Source organism: Dactylosporangium sp. NPDC006015, from assembly GCF_040614215.1.
Lineage (GTDB): Bacteria > Actinomycetota > Actinomycetes > Mycobacteriales > Micromonosporaceae > Dactylosporangium > Dactylosporangium maewongense.
This window is the reverse complement of record NZ_JBEXUD010000056.1, coordinates 24330-49082: the sequence shown is the minus strand read 5'-3', so window position 1 is coordinate 49082 and position 24753 is coordinate 24330. Positions and strand designations below refer to the sequence as shown.

General features: G+C 74.8%; 2 protein-coding genes. Both read right to left on the bottom strand.

Features of this window, described 5'->3' with window-relative positions; translation table 11 throughout:
* Positions 1-8 precede the first annotated feature (8 nt).
* Positions 9-755, bottom strand: a complete 747-nt coding sequence (locus tag ABZ321_RS50530; protein ID WP_354903548.1) for an alpha/beta fold hydrolase — start codon at positions 753-755, stop codon at positions 9-11.
* Positions 752-24748, bottom strand: a complete 23997-nt coding sequence (locus ABZ321_RS50525) for a type I polyketide synthase (RefSeq protein WP_354903547.1) — start codon at positions 24746-24748, stop codon at positions 752-754. Before ABZ321_RS50525 ends, ABZ321_RS50530 begins: the two co-directional genes overlap by 4 nt.
* Positions 24749-24753: the final 5 nt, after the last annotated feature.

Sequence of the window (24753 nt, the reverse complement as noted above, 5' to 3'; positions counted from 1 at the left end):
GGCTCCCTTCAGCCGGTGGTGGTGGGCGCGAGCGACCCGCTGACGACGGCGAGGACGGCGGCCTGGTGCCGGGTGAGGAAGAAGTGGCCGCCGTCGTACACGTGCAGCACCGTCGGCCCGGTCGTGTGCTCGCGCCAGGCGTCGGCCTCCTCGACGCTGACCTTCGGGTCGTCGTGCCCGGTGAACGCGGTGATCGGGCAGTGCAGCGGCTCGCCTGCGGTGTACACGTAGGTCTCGGCGGCCTCGTAGTCGTTGCGGACGACCGGTAGCAGCGAACGCACCAGTTCCTCGTCGTCGAAGACCCGGGCGTCGGTGCCGCTGAGCGACTTCATCTCGGCGATGATGCCGGCGTCGTCGCGGCGGTGGACCTGCTCGTCGCGGTTGCGCGACGGGGCGCGGCGGCCGGACACGAACAGGTGGACCGGTTCGAGCGACTTGGCGGTGAGCCGCCGCGCCACCTCGAACGCGACGGTGGCGCCCATGCTGTGCCCGAAGAGCGCGAACGGCCGGTCCAGCCACGGCAGCACCGCGTCGGTGCACTGCGCGGCGAGCGTGTCGAGGTCGTCGACGAGCGGCTCGTTGCGCCGTTCCTGCCGGCCCGGGTACTGCAGCGACAGCACCTCCACGCCGGGCCCGGCGTTCGCGGACACCGGCACGTAGAACGGCGCCGAGCTGCCGGCGTGCGGGAAGCACACCAGCCTCACCGGGGCGTCCGGCCGGGGGTGGTACCGGCGGACCCACAAGTCACTGGTCATCGTGAACCTCTCAGATCGTCGACCCACAGCCGCACCGCCTGGGCGGTCGAGCCGGCGTGGTGCTCCATCATCGTGAAGTGGTTGCCGGGCACGTCGATCGTCGTGTCCGCGTCCTGCCACGAGGTCTGCCACTCGTGCCGGGCGTAGGGCCCGTCGGGACCGTTGGCGACGATCGGCTCCGAGGAGCGCAGCAGCAGCGTGGGCGTGGCCAGCGGCGCGGGCCGCCAGCCGCCGAACAGGTCGAAGTACCAGCTCATCGCGGTCAGCCGGGCCGAGTCGAGGGTGGTGAAGAGGCCCTGCCGGTCGAACATGCCGTCGATGAGCTCGGCCTGGAACTTGGCCAGGGGCGAGTCCTCGGTCGCCGGGTACGTGTCGAGCAGGACCACGCCGGCGGCCGGGGCGCCGAGGTCGTGCAGGCGGGTCGCGGCGGCGTGCGCGAGCAGCCCGCCGCCGGAGGAGCCGAGCAGCACCACCGGCCGGTCGCCGACGCATTCGCGGACCAGCTCGGCCTGCATGTCGGTGACGGTCTCCCAGGTGGCGGGCAGGCGCTCGTCGGTGAGGAAGCCGGGCACCGACAGCGCCCACACGTCGTGGGTGTCGCGGAAGCTGGCGGCGAGCCGCGCGTACTGGTGGACGCCGGCGAGCGCGACGAACGAGCTGAAGCAGATCAGCACCGGCCGGTCGGCGGGACCGGACGTGAGCTTCACCGGCTGGAGCTCGCGGCCGAAGTCGGCGCGGGCCTTGAACGTGGGACGCAGCGCGGCGGCGGCGCGCAGCAGCGCGTAGCCCTGGTCGACCTGGCCGTTGCGGCAGGCGTCGCGGAACATCGCCCCGATGCCGTCCTCCCGGCTCTCCTGGACCGGCTCCGCCTTGCGCACCACCACGCTGCCCAGCTGCCGCAGCAGGTGCGTGGTGAGCGCGGCCGGGGTCGGGTGGTCGAAGACGAGCGTCGGGGGCAGCCGCAGCGCGGTGGCGGCGCCGATCCGGTTGCGCAGCTCGACGGCGGTGAGCGAGTCGAAGCCCGCCTCCAGCAGGCTCTGACCCGGCGGGACGGCGTCGGGGGTGGTGAACCCGAGCACCGCGGCGACCTGGGCGCGGACGAAGTCGAGGACCAGGGTTTCGCGGCCTTCCGCGGTCTCGGCGGCGAGCCGCTCGGTCAGCGACACCCCGGCCGTGGTCCCCCGCCCGGCCGCCTTCCTCGCCGGTCCCCGCACGAGCCCGCGCAGCAGCGGCGCGACGGCGTCGCCCTTCAGCGCTTGCAGGTCCAGCAGCATCGGCACGGCGAGGGGTTCGGCGCGGCGCACGGCGGCGTCGAACAGGGCGAGGCCGCGGGCCGGGTCGAGGGGCAGCAGGCCGCCGCGGGACATGCGGCGCACGTCGGCGTCGGTCAGGTCGCTGGTCATGCCGCTCGCGGTGATCCAGGGACCCCAGGCGAGCGCGGTCGCGGGCAGGCCGCGGCCGGCCCGGCGCTGCGCCCACGCGTCGAGGTAGGCGTTCGCGGCGGCGTAGTTGCCCTGCCCGGCGCCGCCGATGAGCCCGGACACCGACGAGTACACGGCGAACACGGCCAGGTCGTGCCCGGCGGTCAGCTCGTCGAGGTGCGTGACGGCGTCGACCTTCGGCCGCAGCACCGCGGCCAGGCGGGCCGCGTCGAGACCGCCGACGGTGGCGTCGTCGAGGATGCCGGCGGTGTGCACGACCGCGGTCAGCGGCCGGTCGGCGGGCACCGACGCGATGAGCGCGGCGACCGCGTCCCGGTCGGCGACGTCGCAGGCGGCGATGGTCACGTCGGCGCCGAGCGCGGCGAGTTCGGCGCGCAGCTCGGCGGCGCCCGCGGCCTGTTCGCCGCTGCGGCTGGCCAGCAGCAGGTGCCGGATCCCGCTGGTCGCCAGGTGGCGGGCGACCTGCGCGCCGAGCCCGCCGAGCCCGCCGGTGACGAGCGCGGTGTGCTCGCCGCGCAGCGGGGCCGGGAAGGTGAGGACGACCTTCCCGATGTGCCGGGTCTGGCTGATGTACCGGAACGCGTCCCTGGCCCGGCGGACGTCCCAGGCGGTGACCGGCAGCGGCGTGAGGACCCCCTGCTCGAACATGGCGACGAGGTCGCGGAGCATCACGCCGATCCGGTCGGGGCCGGCCTCGATGAGGTCGAAGGCGCGGTAGTGCACGCCCGGGTGGGCGGCGGCGACCGCGTCGGCGTCGCGGACGTCGGTCTTGCCCATCTCCAGGAACCGGCCGCCGCGCGGCAGCAGCCGCAGCGACGCGTCGACGAACTCGCGGGCGAGCGCGTTGAGGACGACGTCGGCGCCGGCGCCGCCGGTCAGCTCCAGGAACTGCGGCTCGAAGGCCAGGGTCCGCGACGAGGCGAGGTGGGTGCCGTCGACGCCGAGCCCGCGCACGACCGGCCACTTGCCGGTGCTCGCGGTGGCGAGGACGTCGGCGCCGAGGTGCCGGGCCAGTTGGACGGCGGCCATGCCGACCCCGCCCGCGGCGGCGTGCACGAGGACCCGCTCCCCCGGGCGGAGACCGCCGAGGTCGACGAGGGCGTAGTACGCGGTGAGGAACACCAGCGGCACCGACGCCGCCTGCGCGTAGGACCAACCGGCCGGGACGCCGACGATCATGCGGTGGTCGGCGACGGCGACGGGCCCGAACGCGCCGGGGAACATGCCCATGACCCGGTCCCCGACGGCGAACCCGGTGACGCCGGGCCCGACCTCGGTGACGACGCCGGCGCCTTCCTGACCGAGGGAGCCGGCCTCGCCCGGGTACATGCCGAGGGCGTTGAGCACGTCGCGGAAGTTGACGCCGCCGGCCCGCACGGCGATGCGGACCTGGCCGGCGCGCAGCTCCCCGGCGGCCTCGCCGGCGGGCTCGACGGTGAGGCCTTCGAGGGTGCCGTCCTCGCCGGGGGTGAGCCGCCACGGGCCGTCCGGCGGGGTGAGCTCCTCGGTGCCGTTGACGGTGGCGAGGCGCGGGATCCTGGCCGTGCCGCCCTGCAGGAGCAGCGCGGGTTCGCCGCTGTCGAGGGCGGCGGGCAGCGCCGCCATGGAGTCGGCGGAGGTGTCGAGGTCGACGAGGACGAAGTGTCCGGGGTTCTCCGACTGCGCGGACCGGACCAGGCCGTGCACGGCCGCGGCGGCGGGGTCGCGGACGTCGTCGCCGACGGCGTCGCGGGTGAGGAACACCAGCCGCGACGCCCCGAACGCCGGGTTCTCCAGCCATTCCTGGACGTCCACGAGCGCCCGCGCCGTCAGCGCGTGGGCGGCGGCGATGGTGTCGGAGGTGCCGGCGCTGACGTGGAAGACGGTCGCGGGGATGCGGGCGCCGTTGTCGGCGGCGGCCGCGAGGGAGGCGAGGTCGGCGTAGGACTCCAGGTGCACCCCCGAGGCGTCCGCCGCGGCGCCGAAGCCCAGGCGGTCCTCGCCGACGACGGCCCAGCGCAGCGCCTGGGGTTCGGCGGCTGCCAGCCGCAGCGGCTGCCAGTCCAGGCGGAGCAGACCGTCCACGTTGGAGTGCGCGGGCGCGGTCGCGGCCAGTTCCCGCAGGGTCAGGGAGGCCACGGTCGCGACGGGGGCGCCGGCCGGATCGGCGACGGTCACCGACACCGCGTCGGCGCCGAGGGTCTGCAGCCGCACCCGCAGCCGGGTCGCACCCGCGGCGTGGACGGTGACGCCGGTCCACGCGAACGGGAGCCGCCCGCGGTCGGTGCGACCGAGTCCGGTGAACGCGACCGCGTGCAACGCCGCGTCGAGCAGCGCCGGGTGGACGGTGAACCGGTCGGCATCCTCGGCGGCGTCGCCGGGCAGCGCGACCTCGGCGTAGACGTCGTCGCCGACCCGCCACGCCGCTTCGAGACCCTGGAAGACCGGGCCGTAGCGGAACCCGGCGACGGCGAGCCCGGCGTAGAACCCGTCCAGGTCGACCGGCTCCGCACCGGCCGGTGGCCATTGCGCCGCCGTCGTGGCGGCGTCCGGCTGACCGGTCGTGAGCACACCGGTGGCGTGCAGGGTCCACGGGTGGCCGCCGTCGGCGGGCCGGGCGTGGATCGTGACGGGCCGGGCGTCTGCGTCGCCTTCGGCCGGGTCGACCCGGACCTGCAGCTCCAGCGCGCCGCGGTCGGGCAGGGTCAGCGGCGCGGCGAGGGTGAGCTCGTCGACGACCGGGCAGCCGACCTCGTCGCCGGCGCGCAGCGCGAGTTCGAGCAGCGCGGTGCCGGGGACGATGACCGCGCCGGGCAGGGCGTGGTCGGCGAGCCACGGGTGGGTGCGGGTCGACAGCCGGCCGGTGAGCACGACGGTGCCGGTGTCGGCGAGGGTGACGGCGGCGCCGAGCAGCGGGTGGTCGGCGGTCGCCAGGCCGGCGCCGGCGAGCCCGGCGGAGACGCCGGTGCCGGGGCGCGGCCAGAAGCGGGTGCGCTGGAACGCGTACGTGGGCAGGGCGGCGGGCACCGCGCCCGGGACCGTGAACGCGGCGGCACGGTCGAGGGCGACGCCTGCGGTGGCGAGCTGTGCGGCGCCGCGCAGGAACGCCTCGGTCTCCGGCTTGTCCCGGCGGGACAGCGCCACGCAGGTGGCGTCCTGCGGCAGGCCGTCCTGGGCCATGGCGGTCAGGACCGCGTCGGGGCCGACCTCGACGAAGCGGGTGTACCCGGCGGCGTGCAGGGCGGCGATCCCTTCGGCGAAGCGGACCGCGTCGCGGACGTGCCGGACCCAGTACCCGGGTTCGGTCAGGCCTCCGGCGGCGGCGAACGTGCCGGTGAGGTTGCTGATCACCGGCAGCCGCGGCGCGCTGTAGGTGACCGTGGCGGCGACCCGGGCGAACTCGGCGAGCATGCCGTCCATCCGGGGCGAGTGGAACGCGTGCGACACCCGCAGCCGCCGGGTGCGCCGACCGGCCCCGGCGAAGTGGGCGGCGATGCGTTCGGCGGCGGTCTCGTCGCCGGAGACGACGACGGCGCGCGGGCCGTTGACGGCGGCGATCCCGATGGTGTCGTCGAGCAGCGGCAGCACCTCGTCCTCGGTGGCCTGCAGCGCCACCATGGCGCCGCCGGCGGGCAGGGCCTGCATGAGCCCGGCGCGGGCGGCGACGAGGCGGCAGGCGTCGTCGAGGTCGAACACCCCGGCGACGTGCGCGGCGACGATCTCGCCGATGGAGTGGCCGATGAGCGCGTCGGCACTCAGCCCGGCGGATTCCGCGAGGCGGTACATCGCCAGCTCGAACGCGAACAGGGCCGGTTGCGTGTAGCCGGTGCGGTCGAGGACGTCGCCGCCGGTGAACGCGAGGTCCCGCAGTGGCCGGTCCAGGGCCAGATCGAAGCGGGAGCAGGCGTCGTCGAACGCGGCGGCGAACACCGGGTAGGTGGCGTAGAGGTCCGCGCCCATGCCGTTGCGCTGGGCGCCCTGGCCGGTGAAGAGGATCGCGGTGCGGCCGGGACGCGCGGTGGCGGCACGCACGACGGCCGGGTGTCCCGTCCCGGCGGCGAGGGCCTGCAGTGCGGCGATGAGGGTTTCGGCGTCGGTACCGACGACGGCGGCGCGGTCGGTGAGCAGCGCCCTGCCGGTGGCGAGGGTGGCGGCGACGTCGGCCGGGCGCAGGTGCGGGTGCCGGTCGAGGTGGTCGGCGAGCTGCCCCGCCTGTCCGGTGAGGGCGTCCTCGCCACGCGCCGACAGCAGCAGCGCGACCGGGCCGGCGGCCGGTGCCGGTACACCTGCCGCGGCCGCGACCTGTGGGGCCTCTTCGAGGATGAGGTGGCCGTTGGTGCCGCTGATCCCGAACGCGGACACACCGGCGCGGCGGGGTCCCTGGGCGGGCTGCCAGTCGGCGGTCTCGGTGACCAGGCGGACGGCGCCGGCGGTCCAGTCGACGTGGCTGGACGGCGTCGCGGCGTGCAGGGTCGGCGGCAGGGTCCGGTGCCGCAGCGCCTGGACGGCCTTGATGACCCCGGCGACGCCGGCGGCGGCCTGCGTGTGGCCGATGTTGGACTTGACGCTGCCGAGCCACAGTGGACGGTCCGCGGGCCGGTCCTGGCCGTAGGTCGCGAGCAGCGCCTGCGCCTCGATCGGGTCGCCGAGGCTGGTGCCGGTGCCGTGCGCCTCGAGCAGGTCGACGTCGGCGGGGCGCAGCCCGGCGGTCGCGAGGACCTGCCGGATGAGCCGCTGCTGGGCGGGACCGTTCGGGGCGGTGAGCCCGTTGGAGGCGCCGTCCTGGTTGATCCCGGCGGCGCGGATGACGGCGAGGACGGTGTGGCCGTTGCGTTGCGCGTCGGAGAGCCGTTCGAGCAGAACCATGCCGGCGCCCTCGCCCCAGTTGGTGCCGTCGGCGTCGTCGGAGAACGCCTTGCACCGCCCGTCGGTGGCGAGCCCGCGCTGGCGGCTGAACGCGATGAACGACCCGGGGGTGGTCATGACGGTGACGCCGCCGGCGAGGGCGAGCTCGCATTCGCCGTTGCGCAGCGCCTGCGCGGCCCAGTGCATCGCGACGAGCGACGAGGAGCAGGCCGTGTCGACGGTGACGGCGGGGCCTTCGAGGCCGAGCGTGTAGGAGATCCGGCCGGACATGACGGCGGCGGTGTTGCCGGTGCCGACGTAGCCTTCGTCGAACGCGGACGCGGCGGCGAGGGTCGCGATGTAGTCCTGGCCGTTGGTGCCGGCGAACACGCCGACCCGTTCGCCGCGGACGGACAGCGGGTCGATGCCGGCGCGTTCGAACGCTTCCCACGCGACCTCGAGCAGCAGCCGCTGCTGGGGGTCCATGGTGAGCGCCTCGCGGGGGGAGATGCCGAAGAACTGCGGGTCGAAGTCGGCGACGCCGTCCAGGAAGCCGCCTTCGCGGACGTAGGAGGTGCCGGCGTGGTCGGGGTCCGGGTCGTAGATCCCGTCGAGGTCCCAGCCACGGTCGGCGGGGAACGTGCTGACGGCGTCGCCACCGCTGACGACGAGGTCCCACAGCGCTTCGGGGGTGCTGACGCCGCCCGGGAAGCGGCAGCTCATGCTCACGATCGCGATGGGTTCGTCGGTGTACGCCGTGACTTCCTGCTTCGCCGCGACCGTGGTGCCGCCGAGCTCGGTCGCCAGGTGCGCGGCGAGCGCGGTCGCGGTCGGGTGGTCGAAGAGCAGGGTCGCCGGCAGTTTGAGGCCGGTGGCGGCGTTGAGCCGGTTGCGCAGCTCGACGGCGGTGAGCGAGTCGAAGCCGAGGTCGCGGAACGCCTGCTCGGCGTCGACGGCGTCGGCGCCGCTGTGCCCGAGCGCGGCGGCCGCCTCGGCGCGGACGATGCCGAGCAGCGTGGCGTGCCGGTCGGCGGGGCTCAGCGCGGCGAGCTCGTCGCGGATGGTGCCGTCCACGGGCGCGTCGGCGCTGTCCAGCGCCGCGACCTCGGGCAGGTCGCCGAGCAGCGGGCTGGGCCGCGAGCCGGTGAAGCCTGGCGCGAAGCGGGCCCAGTCGACGTCGGCGACGGTCAGCGTGGTCTCGTCGGCGTCCAGCGCCCCCTGCAGGGCACTGACGGCCAGCTGCGGGTCGAGGACGTGCAGGCCGCGGCGGCGCAGGAACTCCTCCGTGCCCTCCTCTGCGGTGACCATGCCGCCGCCGCCCCACGGGCCCCACGCGATCGCGGTGGCGGTGCGGCCGCGGGCCCGGCGGTGCTGGGCGATGCCGTCCAGGACGGCGTTGGCCGCGGCGTAGGCGGCCTGGCCGCCGCTGCCCCAGGTCGCGGAGATCGACGAGAACAGCACGAACGCGTCGAGGTCGCGGCCGTCGGTCAGCTCATCGAGGTGGGCGGCACCACCGGCCTTCGGCGCGTGGATGGTGACGAAGTCGGCCCTGGTCATGCCGTCCAGGACCTGCGACTGCGGCACACCCGCGGCGTGCACGACGACCCGCAGGTCCGGCAGCGTTTCCAGGAGCGCGGCGAGCGCGTCCCGGTCGGAGACGTCGCAGGCGGGGATGGTGACGCGGGCGCCGAGGGCTTCGAGTTCGGCGCGCAGCTCGGCGGCGCCGGGGGTGGCGTCGCCGCGGCGGCTGGTGAGCACGAGGTGGTCGGCGCCGCTCTTGGCGAGCCAGCGGGCGATGTGCGAGCCGAGCGCGCCGGTGCCGCCGGTGACGAGCGCGGTGCCGCGCGGCTTCCAGGCGGGCCCGCCGGCGGGGCGCTGAGCTGCTGGGGCGTGCGTGAGCCGGCGGGTGAAGACGCCGGAGCCGCGGACGGCGACCTGGTCCTCGTCGCCCGCCCCGGCCAGGACGGCGGCGAGGCGCTGGACGGTGCGGTCGTCGACGGTCTCGGGCAGGTCGATGAGGCCGCCCCAGCGTTGCGGGTATTCGAGGGCGGCGGCGCGGCCGAGGCCCCAGACGCCGGTGTGGACCGGGTCGCGCAGCGGGTCGGACGCGCCGATGGACACGGCGCCGCTGGTGAGCACCCACAGCTTCGCGTCGCCGCTCGTGCGGAGGATCTCCGTCGTCCACTGGATGTCGTCGCCCTGCAGCGCGATGATGCCGGCGTACGTGCCGTCGGGGATCTCGGTGACCGGCTGCGCGGTGGCGCCGGCGGCGGTGAGACCTGCGGCGATCCGGCCGGCGAGGGCCTCGGCACCGTTGTGCAGGACCAGCCAGCTGCCGTCGAGGGCGACGGTCTGGTCGAGGGCGGCGGGCCGCCAGCGGATCTGGTAGCGCCAGGTGTCCACGGTGGAGTGTTCGTCCTTGCGGCGCCGCCACGCGGCGAGTGCCGGGACGAGCGGCTCGGCGTCGACGCCGAGCAGGTCGCTGAGGTCGCCGGCTTCGACGGCGGCCCAGAACGCGTCGTCGGCGTGCCCGGTCGCGGTGCCGGCCTTGGGCAGTTCGATGGTCGGCCAGTACTGCTTGTGCTGGAACGCGTAGGTGGGCACGGCCGTCTTGCGGCCGCCGTGCAGGACCTTGGTCCAGTCGGGCGACCAGCCGGTGACGTGCGCCTGTGCCACGGCGGTGAGCAGGGTGGTGGCCTCGTCGCGGCCCTTGCGCATCGCCGGGATGCCGTCGACCAGGGCGGACAGCACGCCGTCGGGGCCGACTTCCAGGAACCTTGTGACTGTTTTCAGTGATGCCACGGCATCGGCGAACCGGACCGTGCCGCGGACCTGCTGGACCCAGTACTCCGGGTCGGTCACGTCACCGGTGGAGGTGGTGGCGATCGGGATGACCGGTGGGTTGAACGTCACGGTCCGCAGGACCTCGCGGAAGGCGTCGAGCATCCCGTCCATCCGTGCGGAGTGGAACGCGTGGCTCACCCGCAGCCGCTTGGTCTTCTCGAACCTTGCCGCGACCCGCTCGACCGCACCCTCGTCGCCCGAGATCACCACCGCGTCCGGGCCGTTAACCGCGGCGATCTCGGCACCGTCGACCAGCGCTGCGCGGACCTGCTCCTCCGAGGCCTGGATCGCCACCATCGCGCCACCGGCCGGCAGCGCCTGCATGAGACGACCGCGAGCGGTCACCACCTTGCAGGCATCCTCAAGCGACCACACCCCCGCAACGTGCGCCGCCGCCAGCTCACCAATCGAATGACCGAGAAGGAAGTCCGGGCGCAACCCCCAGGACTCCAGCAACCGGTACACCGCGACCTCGACCGCAAACAGCGCAGGCTGCGTCCACTGCGTCTCATCCAGGTCGGCACCCTCGACGTCCCGCAGCCCCTCGATGTGCGCACACACCTCGTCATACGCCGCAGCGAACACCGGGAACGCCTCGTAGAGGCCGCGACCCATCCCCGACCACTGCGCACCCTGACCGGTGAACAGCATCGCGTTTCCGCCGCCGGCGGCGGCCTTGCCGCGGATCACGGCGTCGCCGAGCACGACGGCCCGGTGGTCGAACGTGGACCTGCCCGTCGCCAGGGAGTATCCAACGTCGGTTGGATTACCGGTGATTCCGCGCAGCCTGGCGACCTGGCCGTCGAGCGCGTGAGCGGTCCGCGCCGACACCGGCCACGGCACCACCGGCAGCGCCGCCGCCGGGGCGGCCACCTCGGCGGGAGGCGCCTCCTCGAGGATGACGTGGGCGTTGGTGCCGCTCATCCCGAACGATGACACGCCCGCGCGGCGGGGGCGCTCGGCCACCGGCCACGGCCGGGCCTCGGTCAGCAGCTCGACGTTGCCGGCGGTCCAGTCGACGTGCGGGGACGGCTCGGTGACGTGCAGGGTCCGCGGCAGCGTCCCGTGCCGCAGCGCCTGGACCATCTTGATGACGCCGCCGACGCCGGCCGCCGCCTGCGGGTGGCCGATGTTCGACTTCAGCGACCCGAGCCACAGCGGCGCCTCGCGGTCCTGGCCGTAGGTCGCGAGGAGCGCCTGGGCCTCGATCGGGTCGCCGAGCGGGGTGCCGGTGCCGTGCGCCTCGACGGCGTCGACGTCGGCGGGTGCCAGGCGGGCGTTGGCGAGGGCGCGGCGGATGACCCGCTGCTGCGCGGGGCCGTTCGGGGCCGTCAGACCGTTGGAGGCGCCGTCCTGGTTGACGGCGCTGCCGCGGATGACGGCGAGGACGGTGTGCCCGTTGCGCCGCGCGTCGCTGAGCCGTTCGAGGAGCACCATGCCGGCACCCTCGGACCAGCTGGCGCCGTCGGCGGCGGCGGAGAACGGCTTGCACCGCCCGTCGGGGGCGAGGGCCCGCTGCCGGCTGTAGTCGATGAGCGACACGGGTGTCGACATGACGGTGACGCCGCCGGCGAGGGCGAGGGTGCAGTCGCCGGCGCGCAGCGACTGGATCGCCCAGTGCAGCGCGACCAGCGACGACGAGCACGCGGTGTCCACCGACACGGCGGGTCCTTCGAGCCCGAACGTGTACGCGATCCGGCCGGACAGGACGCTGAACGAGTTGCCGCTGCCGATCAGGCCCTCCGCGGACTCCTTCGCGAGCATCAGCAGGCCGACGTAGTCCTGGTAGGTGACGCCGGCGAACACGCCGGTCTGGCTGCCGCGCAGCGACACCGGGTCGATGCCGGCGTGCTCGACGGCCTCCCACGAGGTCTCCAGCAGCAGCCGGTGCTGCGGGTCCATGGCGAGCGCCTCGCGGGGCGAGATGCCGAAGAACGCGGGGTCGAAGTCGCCGGCGTCGTGCAGGAATCCACCGCCCTGCGCGTAGCAGGTGCCGGGCGCGTCGGGGTCGGGGTTGTAGAGCGCCTCGACGTCCCAGCCGCGGTTCGTCGGGAACGGGGTGATGGCGTCGCCGCCGGCCACGACGAGGTTCCACAGGTCGTCGGCGCTGTTGACGTCGCCCGGGTAGCGGCACGCCATGCCGACGATCGCGATCGGCTCGTCGACCGTCGCGGACACCGTCTCCGGCTCGGCGACCTCCTCCGGCAGGCCCAGCAGCTCCTGCCGCAGGTGCGCGGCGACGGCGGCCGGGGTCGGCTGGTCGAAGACGAGCGTTGCGGGCAGCCGGACCCCGCTGGCTTCGGTGAGGGCGTTGCGCAGTTCGACGGCGGTGAGGGAGTTGACGCCGAGGTTCTTGAACGGCTGGTCGGCCTCGACGGCGCTCGCGTCGGCGTGGCCGAGGACGGTGGCGGTGCGTTCGCGGACCAGGTCGGTGAGGAGCGTGCGCTGGTCGGCCTCGGTGAGGCCGGCGAGCCGTTGTCCGAGGGCGTTCCCGGCCGGTGCCGTGGCGGCCGTCCTTCTGCGGGCCGTGGCTGCTCCTGTTCGCTGTTGCGGCGTCGGTACCGCCACCGCCGGCTCGACGGTCGCCGCCTCGACGGTCGGGGCCGTGCCGGTCGGGGCCTCGACCGTCGAGGCCTTGCCGGTCGGGGCCTTGCCGGTCGGCCGCATCACGAGCGCGTCGACGGAGACGACCGGGGCGCCGGTCGGGTCGGCGGCCAGGATGGTGACGGCGCCCGGGCGACCCGTCGGGGTGAGGCGCACCCGCAGCCGCTGGGCGCCGGTGGCGTGGAGCGTGAACCCGTTCCACGCGAACGGCAGCAGGTCACCGTCGAGGCCCGGCAGCACGTCGAGGGCGAGACCGTGCAGGGCCGCGTCGAGCAGCGCGGGGCGCAGCCAGAACTCGTCGTCGCCGGGCTGCGGCTCGACGTCGACCTCGGCGTAGAGGCTGTCGCCGGACCGCCACGCGGCGCGCAGCCCCTGGAACGCCGGGCCGTAGGCGAATCCCGCCTCCTCCCACCGCTCGTACAGCGACTCCACGGCGACGGGCTCCGCGCCCGCCGGCGGCCACTGCGCCAGCTGCTCTCCCGCAGGCGCCGAGCTGGTGGAGGCGCTGCCGTGGGCGTGCCTGGTCCAGGGCCCGTCGTCGGCGCGGCTGAACACCGTGACCGGCCGGGCGCCGAGCCGGTCGAGGTCGCCGACCGCGACCTGCAGCTCCACCGTCCCGGATCCGGGGACCGGCAGGGACGCCTCGAGGACGAGCTCGTCGAGGCGGTCGCAGCCGGCCTCGTCGGCGGCGCGCACGGCGAGGTCGACGAGGACGGCGCCGGGCACGTACGCGACGCCGTGGACGACGTGCTGGGCCAGCCACGGGTGCCGGTGGACGGAGGCCTTGCCGGTGACGAGGATCCCGTCGCCGCCGGCGACCGGGACGACCGTCGTCAGCAGCGGGTGCCCGATGCCGGGCCCGCCCCGCTCGGGGGTGTCGAGCCAGTACCGCTGCCGCTGGAACGCGTACGTCGGCAGGTCGACGCGGCGCCCGCCGGCCAGGAGCCGCGTCCAGTCCGGCGACCAGCCGGTGACGTGGGCGCGAGCGACGGCGGTCATGAGGGTGACGACCTCGTCGCGGTCCTTCCGCATGGCGGGGATCCCGTCGACCATCGCCGACAGCACCCCGTCCGGGCCGACCTCCAGGAACCTGGTCACGCCCTTCGCCTTCAGGCTGTCGACTGCGTCGGCGAAGCGGACCGTCCCGCGGACCTGCGCGACCCAGTACTCCGGGTCGGTCACCTCGCCGGTGGACGTCGTCGCGATCGGAATCCAAGGCTTGTTGAATTTCACGGTGGCCAGGACCTCGCGGAACGCGTCGAGCATCCCGTCCATGCGTGCCGAGTGGAACGCGTGGCTCACCTTCAGCCGGCGCGTCTTGGCGAACCCTTGCGCCACCGCCTCGACCGCGCTCTCGTCGCCGGAGACCACGACCGCGTCCGGCCCGTTGACCGCGGCGATCTCGGCACCGTCGACCAGAGCCGCGCGGACCTGCTCCTCGGAAGCCTGGACCGCCACCATGGCGCCACCGGATGGCAGCGCCTGCATGAGGCGGCCGCGAGCCTCCACCACCTTGCAGGCGTCCTCAAGCGACCAGACCCCAGCGACGTGGGCGGCGGCCAGCTCGCCGATCGAATGACCGAGGAGGTGGTCGGGGCGCAGACCCCAGGACTCCAGTAACCGGTACACCGCGACCTCAACCGCGAACAGTGCAGGCTGCGTCCACTGCGTCTCATCGAGCCGTGCATCGTCCACCTCGACGTGGGCGCGCACCTCGTCATACGCCGCGGCGAACACCGGGAACGCCTGGTACAGGCCGCGGCCCATCCCCGACCACTGCGCACCCTGACCGGTGAACAGCATCGCGTTCCCGCCGTCGCGGTCCCGGCCGCGGATCACCGTGTCGCCGAGCAGGACGGCCCGGTGTTCCAGCGCCGACCGGCCGGTGGCGAGGGAGTAGCCGACGTCGAGCGGGTCGAGGTCGGCGACCGTGCGCAGCCGGTCCAGCTGGGCGTCGAGGGCGTCCGCGGTGTGCGCCGCAACGGGCAGAGGCACCAGTGGCACCAGGGGCACCAGGGGCACGACCGGCAGCGGCGGGCCGGCCGGCTCATCCGCCGCCGGTGCCTGCTCGACTGCCTGCTCGATGATGACGTGGGCGTTGGTGCCGCTGACGCCGAACGCGGACACGCCGACGCGGCGCGGCCGGTCCAGGGCGGGCCAGTCGCGGGCCTCGGTGAGCAGCTCGACCGCCCCCTCGGACCAGTCGACCTTGCTGGACGGGGCGTTGACGTGCAGCGTGCGGGGCAGGACGCCGTGCCGCAGCGCCATGACGGTCTTGATGACCCCGGCGACGCCGGCGGCGGCCTGGGTGTGGCCGATGTTCGACTTCAGCGACCCGAGCCACAGCGGGGTCTGCCGGTCCGCGCCGTAGGTGGCGAGGAGCGCCTGCGCCTCGATGGGGTCGCCGAGGCTGGTGCCGGTGCCGTGTGCCTCGACCGCGTCGATGTCGGCGGGGCGCACGCCGGCGTCGGCGAGCGCGGCTCGGATGACCCGCTGCTGCGCGGGACCGTTCGGGGCCGTCAGACCGTTGGAGGCGCCGTCCTGGTTGACCGCACTTCCGCGAACGACGGCCAGGACGGGGTGTCCGTTCGCCACGGCATCGGAGAGCCGCTCGACCAGCAGGAGGCCGACACCCTCGCCCCAGCCGGTGCCGTCGGCGTCGTCGGAGAACGCCCGGCAGCGGCCCTGCGCGGCGAGGCCGCCCTGCCGGCTGAACTCGGCGAACACGCCAGGGGTCGCCATGACCGTCACGCCGCCGGCGACGGCGAGCGTGCACTCGCCGCGGCGCAGCGCCTGCACGGCCAGGTGCAGCGCCACCAGCGACGACGAGCACGCGGTGTCGATCGTGACGGCCGGTCCTTCGAGCCCGTACGTGTAGGAGAGCCGGCCGGACAGGACACTGCCCGAGTTGCCGGTGAGCAGGTGGCCGGCGAGCTCGTCGGGGACCGTGGTGAGGTTCGACGCGTACCCGGACGGCGACGCCCCGACGAACACCCCGGTGCCGCTGCCCTTGAGGGACGCGGGGTCGATCCCGGCGCGTTCGAACAGCTCCCACGACGTCTCCAGCAGCAGCCGCTGCTGCGGGTCCATCGCCAGGGCCTCACGCGGCGAGATGTTGAACAGCCCGGCGTCGAAGAGGGCGGCGGTGTCGAGGAACCCGCCCTCGGTGGTGGTGCTGTGGCCTTCGTGCCCCGGCCCGTACAGGCCGGCGACGTCCCACCCGCGGTCGCCTGGCATACCGGCGACGGCGTCGGTGCCGTCGACGACCAGCTGCCAGAGGCTCTCGGCGTCGCTGACGCCGCCGGGGAAGCGGCAGCTCATGGCGACGATCGCGATCGGCTCGTCGGTCGGGCCGCTCGTGACGTTGGCGATGACGGTCTCGCCGATCCCGTCCGGCTGCAGGACGGTGGCGAGGTGGCGGGCGACGGCACGGGCAGTCGGGTGGTCGAAGACGAGGGTCATCGGCAGCCGCAGCCCGGTCGCCGCGCCGAGCCGGTTGCGCAGCTCGACGGCGGTGAGGGAGTCGAAGCCGAGCTCCCGGAACGGGCGGCCCGCCTCGAGGTCGCCCGCTCCGCCGAGCCGCAGGACGGCGGCGGCCTCGGCCCGGACCAGGTCGAGCAGCAGGGCGTCGCGTTCCGTGGCGGTCAGCGGCGCGAGGCGGTCCCGCAGTGCCGCGTTCCCGTCGGTGGCGGCGGCTGCTGTACCGGCGGCGGTCAGCTCGGCGACGCCGGGCAGGTCGCCCAGCAGCGGGCTGGGTCGCGCGGCGGTGAACGCGGGCACGAACCGGGTCCAGTCGATGTCGGCGACCGTGATGACGGCGTCGCGGCCCGCGGCGGCACCGGCGAGCGCGGCCAGGGCCGTCTCCGGCGGCATCGGCCGGATCCCCCGGCGGAGCAGGGCGTCGCGGCTGGCGTCGTCGGCGGCCATGCCGCTGCCGGCCCACGCGCCCCACTGGACGGCGGTCGCGGCGAGGCCACGGGCCCGGCGGTCCTCGGCGACGGCGTCGAGGACGGCGTTGCCGGCGGCGTACGCGGCCTGTCCCCCGCTGCCCCAGGCGGCCGCGATCGAGGAGAACAGCACGAACGCGTCGAGGTCCCGGCCGGCGAGGAGCTCGTCAAGGTGCTGTGCCCCGGCGGCCTTCCCGGCGTAGACGGCGGCGAAGCCTCCGAGGTCCATGTCCGGCAGCGCCTGCGACTGCGGCAGCCCGGCGGCGTGCACGACGGCCCTGATCGGTCCGGCCACGCCGGTACCGGCGACGCTTGTGTTGACGGCGCTTGTGCTGATGGCGCTAGTGCTGCCTCCGTCTGTGCTGCCGACGCCTGTGCTGATCGCGCTCGTGCTGCCGGCTGCCGTGCTGTCGGCGCTGGTGCTGCCGACGGCCGCGCTGTCGGCGGCGGTCAGGGTCGCTTCGACCTCGGTGAGCATGGTGGCGACGGCGTCGCGGTCGGCGAGGTCGCAGGCGACGATTGTGACGCCCACGCCGAGGGCGGTCAGCTCCGCGCGGAGCTCGTCGGCGCCGGGGGCGTCCGGGCCGCGGCGGCCGGCGAGGACGAGGTGGGTGGCGCCGCGGCCCGCCAGCCAGCGGGCGACGCGGCCGCCGAGCGCGCCGGTGCCGCCGGTGACCAGGACGGTGCCGGAGGGCTGCCAGTCGCCGACGGCGTCGGTGGGCGGCGCGGCGACGAGACGCCGGCCGAAGACACCGCCCGGCCGGATCGCGACCTGGTCCTCGTCGCCGCCGCCGGTGAGCACGGCGGCGAGCCTGCGCAGCGCCGCGTCGTCGAGGCCGTCCGGCGTCGTGCCGCCGGTCTCGGCGGGCGTGGGTGCCGGGTTCGCGGGCAGGTCGATGAGGCCGCCCCAGCGGCCGGGGTGTTCCAGGCCGATGACGCGGCCGAGACCCCAGACGGCCGCCTGCGCCACGGCGCGGAGCGGGTCGCCCGGGCCGGTCGAGACCGCGCCGGCGGTGACGCACCACAGCGGGGCGTCGACGGCGAGGTCGCCGAGGGCCTGGGCGAGCAGCAGCGTCGCGGCGGTCCCGGCGGTGACGTGCGGCTGGTCCGGGTGGGGCCGTTCGTCGAGGGCGAGGAGCGACAGGATGCCGGCGGTTGCCGGTACCGACGCCAATGCCACGGCAAGCGTGGTGCGGTCCGCCGTGGCGGTGTCGACGGTCACGGGCGTGACGTCGAGTCCGAGCCGGCCGAACCCGTCGGTCGCGGTGTGCCCCGCCGGGATCAGTGCCAGCCACGGACCCGACGCCTTCGGGGCGGGCGGCTCGAAGGGCTTCCAGGTCGTGCGGAGCCGCCAGTCCGCGATCGCGGCGCCGGTGCGCTGCTCGGCGTGCCAGGCGGTGAGGGCGGGCAGCAGCGGCCCGAGCGTCTCGGGCTCGACGCGCAGCGTGGTGGCGAGGCCTTCGAGGTCGGCGTGTTCGACGGCGTCCCAGAAGCGGCCGTCGAGCGTGCCCGCCGGGGCCGCGACAGGCTTGAGGGTGGGCCAGTAGCGGGTGTGCTGGAAGGCGTACGTGGGCAGTTCGACGGTCCGGGCGCCGCTGCCGGCGAAGACCGCGCTCCAGTCGACCGTGCCGCCGCCGGCCCACAGCTGGGCGAGGGCGGTGAGGAAGCGGCCCGACCCGCCGTCGTCGCGGCGCAGCGTGCCGGTGACGACCGCCTCGGACCCGGCGCTGTCGAGGGTCTCCTGGACCCCGACGGTCACCACGGGGTGCGGGCTGACCTCGACGAACGCGGTGAACCCCGCGCCGGCGAGGGCGCGGATGGCGGGTTCGAACTCCACGGTCTGCCGCAGGTTCGTGAACCAGTACGCCGCCGAGCCGGGCACGACGTCGCCCGCGCCGGCGACCGTCGAGTGGAACGGGATGCGCGGCTCGGTGGGTGTCACCGGGGCGAGCACGTCGAGCAGCGTGTCGCGGATCGCCTCGACGTGCGCGGAGTGCGAGGCGTAGTCGACGTCGATGCGGCGGGCCCGCACGTCGTCGGCCGCGCAGGCGGCCAGCAGCTCGCCGATCGCGTCGACGTCGCCGGACACGACGACCGAGGTGGGTCCGTTGACCGCGGCGACCGACAGCCGCCCGGGCCAGGCGGCGATGCGGCGCTGGACCTCCTCGACGGGCGCGGACACCGACATCATGCCGCCGTGCCCCGCGAGGTCCAGCAGGGCCTGGCTGCGCAGCGCGACGACGCGGGCCGCGTCGGGCAGCGTGAGGAGCCCGGCGACGCAGGCGGCGGCGATCTCGCCCTGGCTGTGGCCGACGACGGCCGCCGGCTCGACGCCGTGGGCGCGCCACAGTTCGGCGAGGGAGACCATGACGGCGAACAGGACCGGCTGGACGACGTCGACCCGGTCGAGGGACGGCGCGCCGGGGTTGCCGCGCAGCACGTCGGTGAGCCGCCAGTCGACGAACGGCTGGAGTGCCTCCTCGCAGCGGCCGATGTGGTCCCGGAACACGGGCGCGGTGTCGAGGAGGTCGACGGCCATGCCGGCCCACTGCGAGCCCTGCCCGGGGAACAGGAACGCGACCTTCCCCGCCGGTGTGGCGTGGCCTGTCACGGCGCCGGTGGTGGGCGTGCCGTGGGCGAGGTCGGTGAGGTGTCGCAGCAGCGTGTCGCGGTCGGGACCGGTGACGACGGCGCGGTGCGGGAGGGCGCCGCGGGCGGTGGCGAGGCTGTGCCCGATGTCGGTGGCGCCGAGTTCCGGGTGTTCGCTGATGTACGTGTGGAGCCGCTCCGCCTGGCCGCGGAGCCCGCCGGAGGACCGGGCGGACAGCAGCCACGGCACCGCCGGCAGGTCCACCGTGGACTGATCCTGCTGCGGGGCCTGTTCTGGGGCCTGTTCTGGGGCCTGCTCGAGGATGACGTGGGCGTTGGTGCCGGAGACGCCGAACGACGACACCCCGGCGCGGCGCGGGCGGCCGGTCTCCGGCCACGCGACCGCCTCGCGCAGCAGCTCGACCCGGCTCGCGGACCAGTCGACGTGGGACGAGGGGGTGGTGACGTGCAGGGTGCGGGGCAGCATCTGGTGTTGCAGGGCGAGGACCATCTTCATGATCCCGGCGACGCCGGCGGCGGCCTGGGTGTGGCCGAGGTTCGACTTCACCGATCCCAGCCACAGCGGGGTCTGCCGGTCCTGGCCGTAGGTGGCGAGGAGTGCCTGGGCTTCGATCGGGTCGCCGAGGCTCGTGCCGGTGCCGTGTGCCTCGACGGCGTCCACATCGGACGGCTGGAGGTCCGCGGCGGCGAGCGCGGCCCGGATCACCCGCTGCTGGGACGGGCCGTTCGGGGCCGTCAGACCGTTGGAGGCGCCGTCCTGGTTGACCGCACTGCCGCGAACGACGGCCAGGACCGGGTGGCCGTTGGCGACGGCGTCGGAGAGCCGTTCGACCAGTAGGAGGCCTACGCCCTCGCCCCAGCCGGTGCCGTCGGCGTCGTCGGAGAACGCCTTGCAACGGCCGTCGACGGACAGGCCGCGCTGCCGGGAGAACTCGACGAACAGGCCGGGCGTGGACATGACGGTGACGCCGCCGGCGAGGGCCATGCCGCACTCGCCGCGGTGCAGCGCCTGCGCGGCGAGGTGCAGCGCGACGAGCGACGCGGAGCACGCGGTGTCGACGGTGACCGCGGGTCCTTCGAGCCCGAACGTGTAGGAGAGCCGCCCGGAGACGACGCTGGCTGCGTTGCCGGTGCCCTGGTAGCCCTCAACGTTCTCGGTGGCGTGGGCGAGGACGGCGCCGTAGTCCTGGCCGTTGGTGCCGACGAACACGCCGGTGGCGGTCCCGCGCAGCGAGGCGGGGTCGATCCCGGCGCGTTCGAACAGCTCCCACGACGACTCCAGCAGCAGCCGCTGCTGCGGATCCATCGCCAGGGCCTCACGCGGCGAGATGCCGAAGAACCCCGCGTCGAACCCCGCGACCCCGGGCAGGAACGCGCCTGCGCGCGTGTACGAGGTGCCGGTCCGCTCCGGGTCGGGGTCGAAGAGGCCGTCGAGGTCCCAGCCGCGGTCGGCGGGGAACTCCCCCATCGCGTCGCGGCCGGCGGCGAGCAGCTCCCACAGGGTCTCCGGGGAGGTGACGCCGCCGGGGAACCGGCCGGCCATGGCGACGATCGCGATCGGCTCGTCGGTGCGGGTGGCCGCGGCGGGCTTTGCTGCGGCCGGGTCGGCACCGACGAGGGTGTCGAAGAGGTGCTGGGCAAGCACCTCGGGTGTCGGGTAGTCGAACACCAGCGTCGACGGCAGGCTGAGCCCGGTGGCACTGCCGATCGCGTTGCGGAGCTCGACCGCGGTCAGCGAGTCGAACCCGAGGTCGCGGAACGCCCGGTCGACGCCGACGGCGCCGGTGCCGGCGTGGCCGAGGACGGCGGCGGCGCGTTCCCTGACGAGGTCGAGCAGCATCGCCCGCCGTTCGGCCGCGGGCAGCGCGGCGAGCGGCGACGCCGCCTCGGCGGTGGTGTCGCGGGCGGGGGCCAGGCCGGCGATGAGGGGTGCGGGCCGGTTGGCCGTGAACGCGGGCGCGAACGTGTCCCAGTCGATGTCGGCGACGACGAGCGTGGCGTCGGCTCCGGTACGGGCGAGCGCGGTGACGGCGGTGGCGGGGTGCATCGGGCGTACGCCGCCGCGGCGGTGCCGGTCGCCGAGGTCGCCCGCCATGCCGGCGCCGGCCCAGCTGCCCCAGGCGATGGAGACGGCGGGGAGCCCGGCGGCGCGGCGCTGCTCGGCGATCGCGTCGAGGGCGGCGTTCGCGGCGGCATAGTTGGCCTGACCCGCCGACCCAACCGACCCGGCGAACGACGAGAACAGCACGAACGCGTCCAGCGGCAGGTCCCGGGTGGCGGCGTCAAGGTGGCGGGCGCCGTCGACCTTCGCGGCCATCACCGTCGCGATCCGCTCCGGCGTCAACGCGTCCACGGTCCCGTCGTCCAGGACACCGGCAGCGTGGATGACCGCGTTCGGCGTGAACCGGGCGACCAGGTCGGCGACAGCGACGGGATCGGTGACGTCAGCGGCAACAACCTCGACACCGTCCACCTGTACAGCGTCAGAGCCGCGGCGACTGACCAGCACAACCCTCGACGCGCCCTCCGCGGACAGCCACCTCGCGACGTGCCCGCCCAGGGCACCGGTACCACCCGTGACCAGCACCGTCCCGGATGGGCGCCACCCTTGCGTCGCGGCGGCCCTGGTGAGGCGCCGACCGTGACCGATGCCCGACCGGATGGTGACCTGGTCCTCGGTGCCGGTCAGGACGCCCGGCAGCAGCGACAGGTCGGCGTCGCCGTCGAGGTCGACGAGGCCGCCCCACCGGTCCGGGTGCTCCAGGGCGACGACCCGGCCGAGGCCCCACACGGCGCGCTGGGCCGGGTCGGTGGCCGCGCCTCGGGTCAGGCACCACAGCGGGCCTTTGTCGCCGAGCGACTGCACGATGGTGAGCGCCTCAGCCGCGTCGGCGGGCAGTGCCACCACACCCGCGAACGAGCCGTCAGGGAGACCGCTGTGAACGGCGGGCACGGTGACCGTCTCGGCGCCCGCCGCCGCCAGAGCCGCCACTATCGCCTCGGAGCCGCCACCGACCACGAGCCACGTGCCGGTGAGCGTCGCTTCGCGGTGCGGCAGCGGTGCCCAGTCCTCGCGATACAACCAGTCGTCCACAGTGGACTTCCGGTGCCGCCACCTGGCGAGGGCGTCGAGGTCGCCGGACTCGACGGCGTTCCAGAATTCGGCGTCGACCTGGATGCTCCGGCGGACGGTCGGCCAGTACCGCTGTCGCTGGAACGGGTACGTGGGCAGGTCGACGCGGCGTCCCCCGGCGAGCAGCTGGGTCCAGTCGGGCGACCAGCCGGTGACATGGGCGCGGGCGACGGCGGTCATCAGCGTGAGCGGCTCGTCGCGCCCCTTCCGCATGGCGGGGATCCCGTCGACCATCGCCGACAGCACCCCGTCCGGGCCGACCTCCAGGAACCTCGTGACACCCTGCTGCTTGATTCGCTCGGCGGCGTCGGCGAACCGGACCGTCCCGCGGACCTGCCTGACCCAGTACTCCGGGTCGGTGACGTCACCGGTCGACGTGGTCGCGATCGGAATCCCCGGCTTGTTGAATTTCACGGTGGCCAGGACCTCGCGGAACGCGTCGAGCATCCCGTCCATGCGTGCCGAATGGAACGCGTGACTCACCTTCAGCCGGCGCGTCTTGGCGAACCCTTTGGCTACCGCTGCGACGGCTTCCTCGTCACCGGACACGACCACGGCGTCCGGGCCGTTGACGGCGGCCAGCGAAACACCGTCGACCAGCGCCGCACGGACCTGCTCCTCGGAAGCCTGGATCGCGACCATCGCGCCACCCGTCGGCAGCGCCTGCATCAACCGGCCCCGCGCTTCGACCACCTTGCAGGCGTCCTCCAGGGACCACACCCCCGCAACATGCGCCGCGGCCAACTCACCGATCGAATGACCGAGCAGGAAGTCGGGGCGCAGACCCCACGACTCCAGCAACCGGTACACCGCGACCTCAACCGCGAACAACGCCGGCTGCGTCCACTGCGTCTCATCCAGCCGCGCATCATCCACCTCGACGAGCGCGCACACCTCGTCATACGCCGCGGCGAACACCGGGAACGCCTCGTAGAGACCGCGACCCATCCCCGACCACTGCGCACCCTGACCGGTGAACAGCATCGCGTTTCCGCCGGCGGTGACCTGCCCGCGGATGACCGCGTCGTCCAGCAGGACGGCCCGGTGATCGAGTGCGGACCGGCCGGTGGCGAGGGAGTGGCCGACGTCGACGGGGTCGAGTCCTGCCACGGTCCGCAGCCGGTCGACCTGTGTGTCGAGGGCGTCGGCGGTGTGCCCCGAGAGCGGCCACGGTACCACCGGCAGCGACGGCGGAGCGTCGGCCGGGACTGGTGCGGGCGCCTGCTCCAGGATCACGTGGGCGTTCGTGCCGGAGACACCGAACGACGACACCCCCGCCCGGCGCGGGCGGTCGGTGTCCGGCCAGGCCCGGGCCTCGGTGAGCAGCCGAACCTCGCCCGTGGACCAGTCCACGTGGGACGAGGGGGCGGTGACGTGGAGGGTGCGGGGCAAGGCGCCGTGCTGGAGCGCGAGGACCATCTTGATGATCCCGGCGACGCCGGCGGCGGCCTGGGTGTGGCCGAGGTTCGACTTCACCGACCCGAGCCACAGCGGCTCGTCGCGGCCCTGCCCGTAGGTGGCGAGCAGCGCCTGCGCCTCGATCGGGTCGCCGAGGCTTGTGCCGGTGCCGTGCGCCTCGACGACGTCGACCTCGGTGGCGGCGACCCCGGCGGCGGCGAGTGCGGCGCGGATGACCCGCTGCTGCGCGGGACCGTTCGGGGCCGTCAGACCGTTGGAGGCGCCGTCCTGGTTGACGGCGGAGCCGCGCACGACGGCGAGGACCGGGTGGCCGTTGGCGACGGCGTCCGACAGCCGCTCCAGGAGCAGGACGCCGACGCCCTCGCCCCAGCCGGTGCCGTCGGCGTCGTCGGAGAACGCCTTGCAGCGGCCGTCGACGGACAGGCCGCGCTGCCGGGAGAACTCGACGAACACGCCCGGGGTCGACATGACGGTGACGCCGCCGGCCAGGGCGAGCCGGCACTCGCCGCGGCGCAGCGCCTGCGTCGCCAGGTGCACGGCGACGAGCGACGCGGAGCACGCGGTGTCGACGGTGACCGCGGGACCTTCGAGCCCGAACGTGTACGACAGCCGCCCGGAGACGACGCTGGCGGCGTTGCCGGTGCCGAGGTAGCCCTCGACGTTCTCCTCGGCGTGGGTGAGGAGGTTCAGGTACTCCTGGCCGTTGGTGCCGACGAAGACACCGGTGGCGGTGCCGCGCATGGCCCGCGGGTCGAGGCCGGCGCGTTCGAACACCTCCCACGACGTCTCCAGCAGCAGCCGCTGCTGCGGGTCCATCGCCAGGGCCTCGCGCGGCGAGATGCCGAAGAGCGCGGCGTCGAACCCGGCGGCGTCGTCCAGGAACCCGCCGACCCGGGTGTAGGTGCTGCCCGGCCGGTCCGGGTCGTCGTCGAAGAGCGCGTCGAGGTCCCAGCCGCGGTCGGCCGGGAAGTCACCGATCGCGTCCCGGCCGTCCACCAGCAGCTGCCACAGGTCCTGCGGCGACGCGACGCCGCCGGGGAATCGGCAGCCCATCGCCACGATCGCGATGGGCTCCTGCTGTGCGGCTTCCAGCTCCCGCAGCCGCAACCGGGTCTGGTGGAGGTCTCCGGTCACCCATTTCAGATAGTCCCGGAGTTTGTCCTCGTTCATGACAA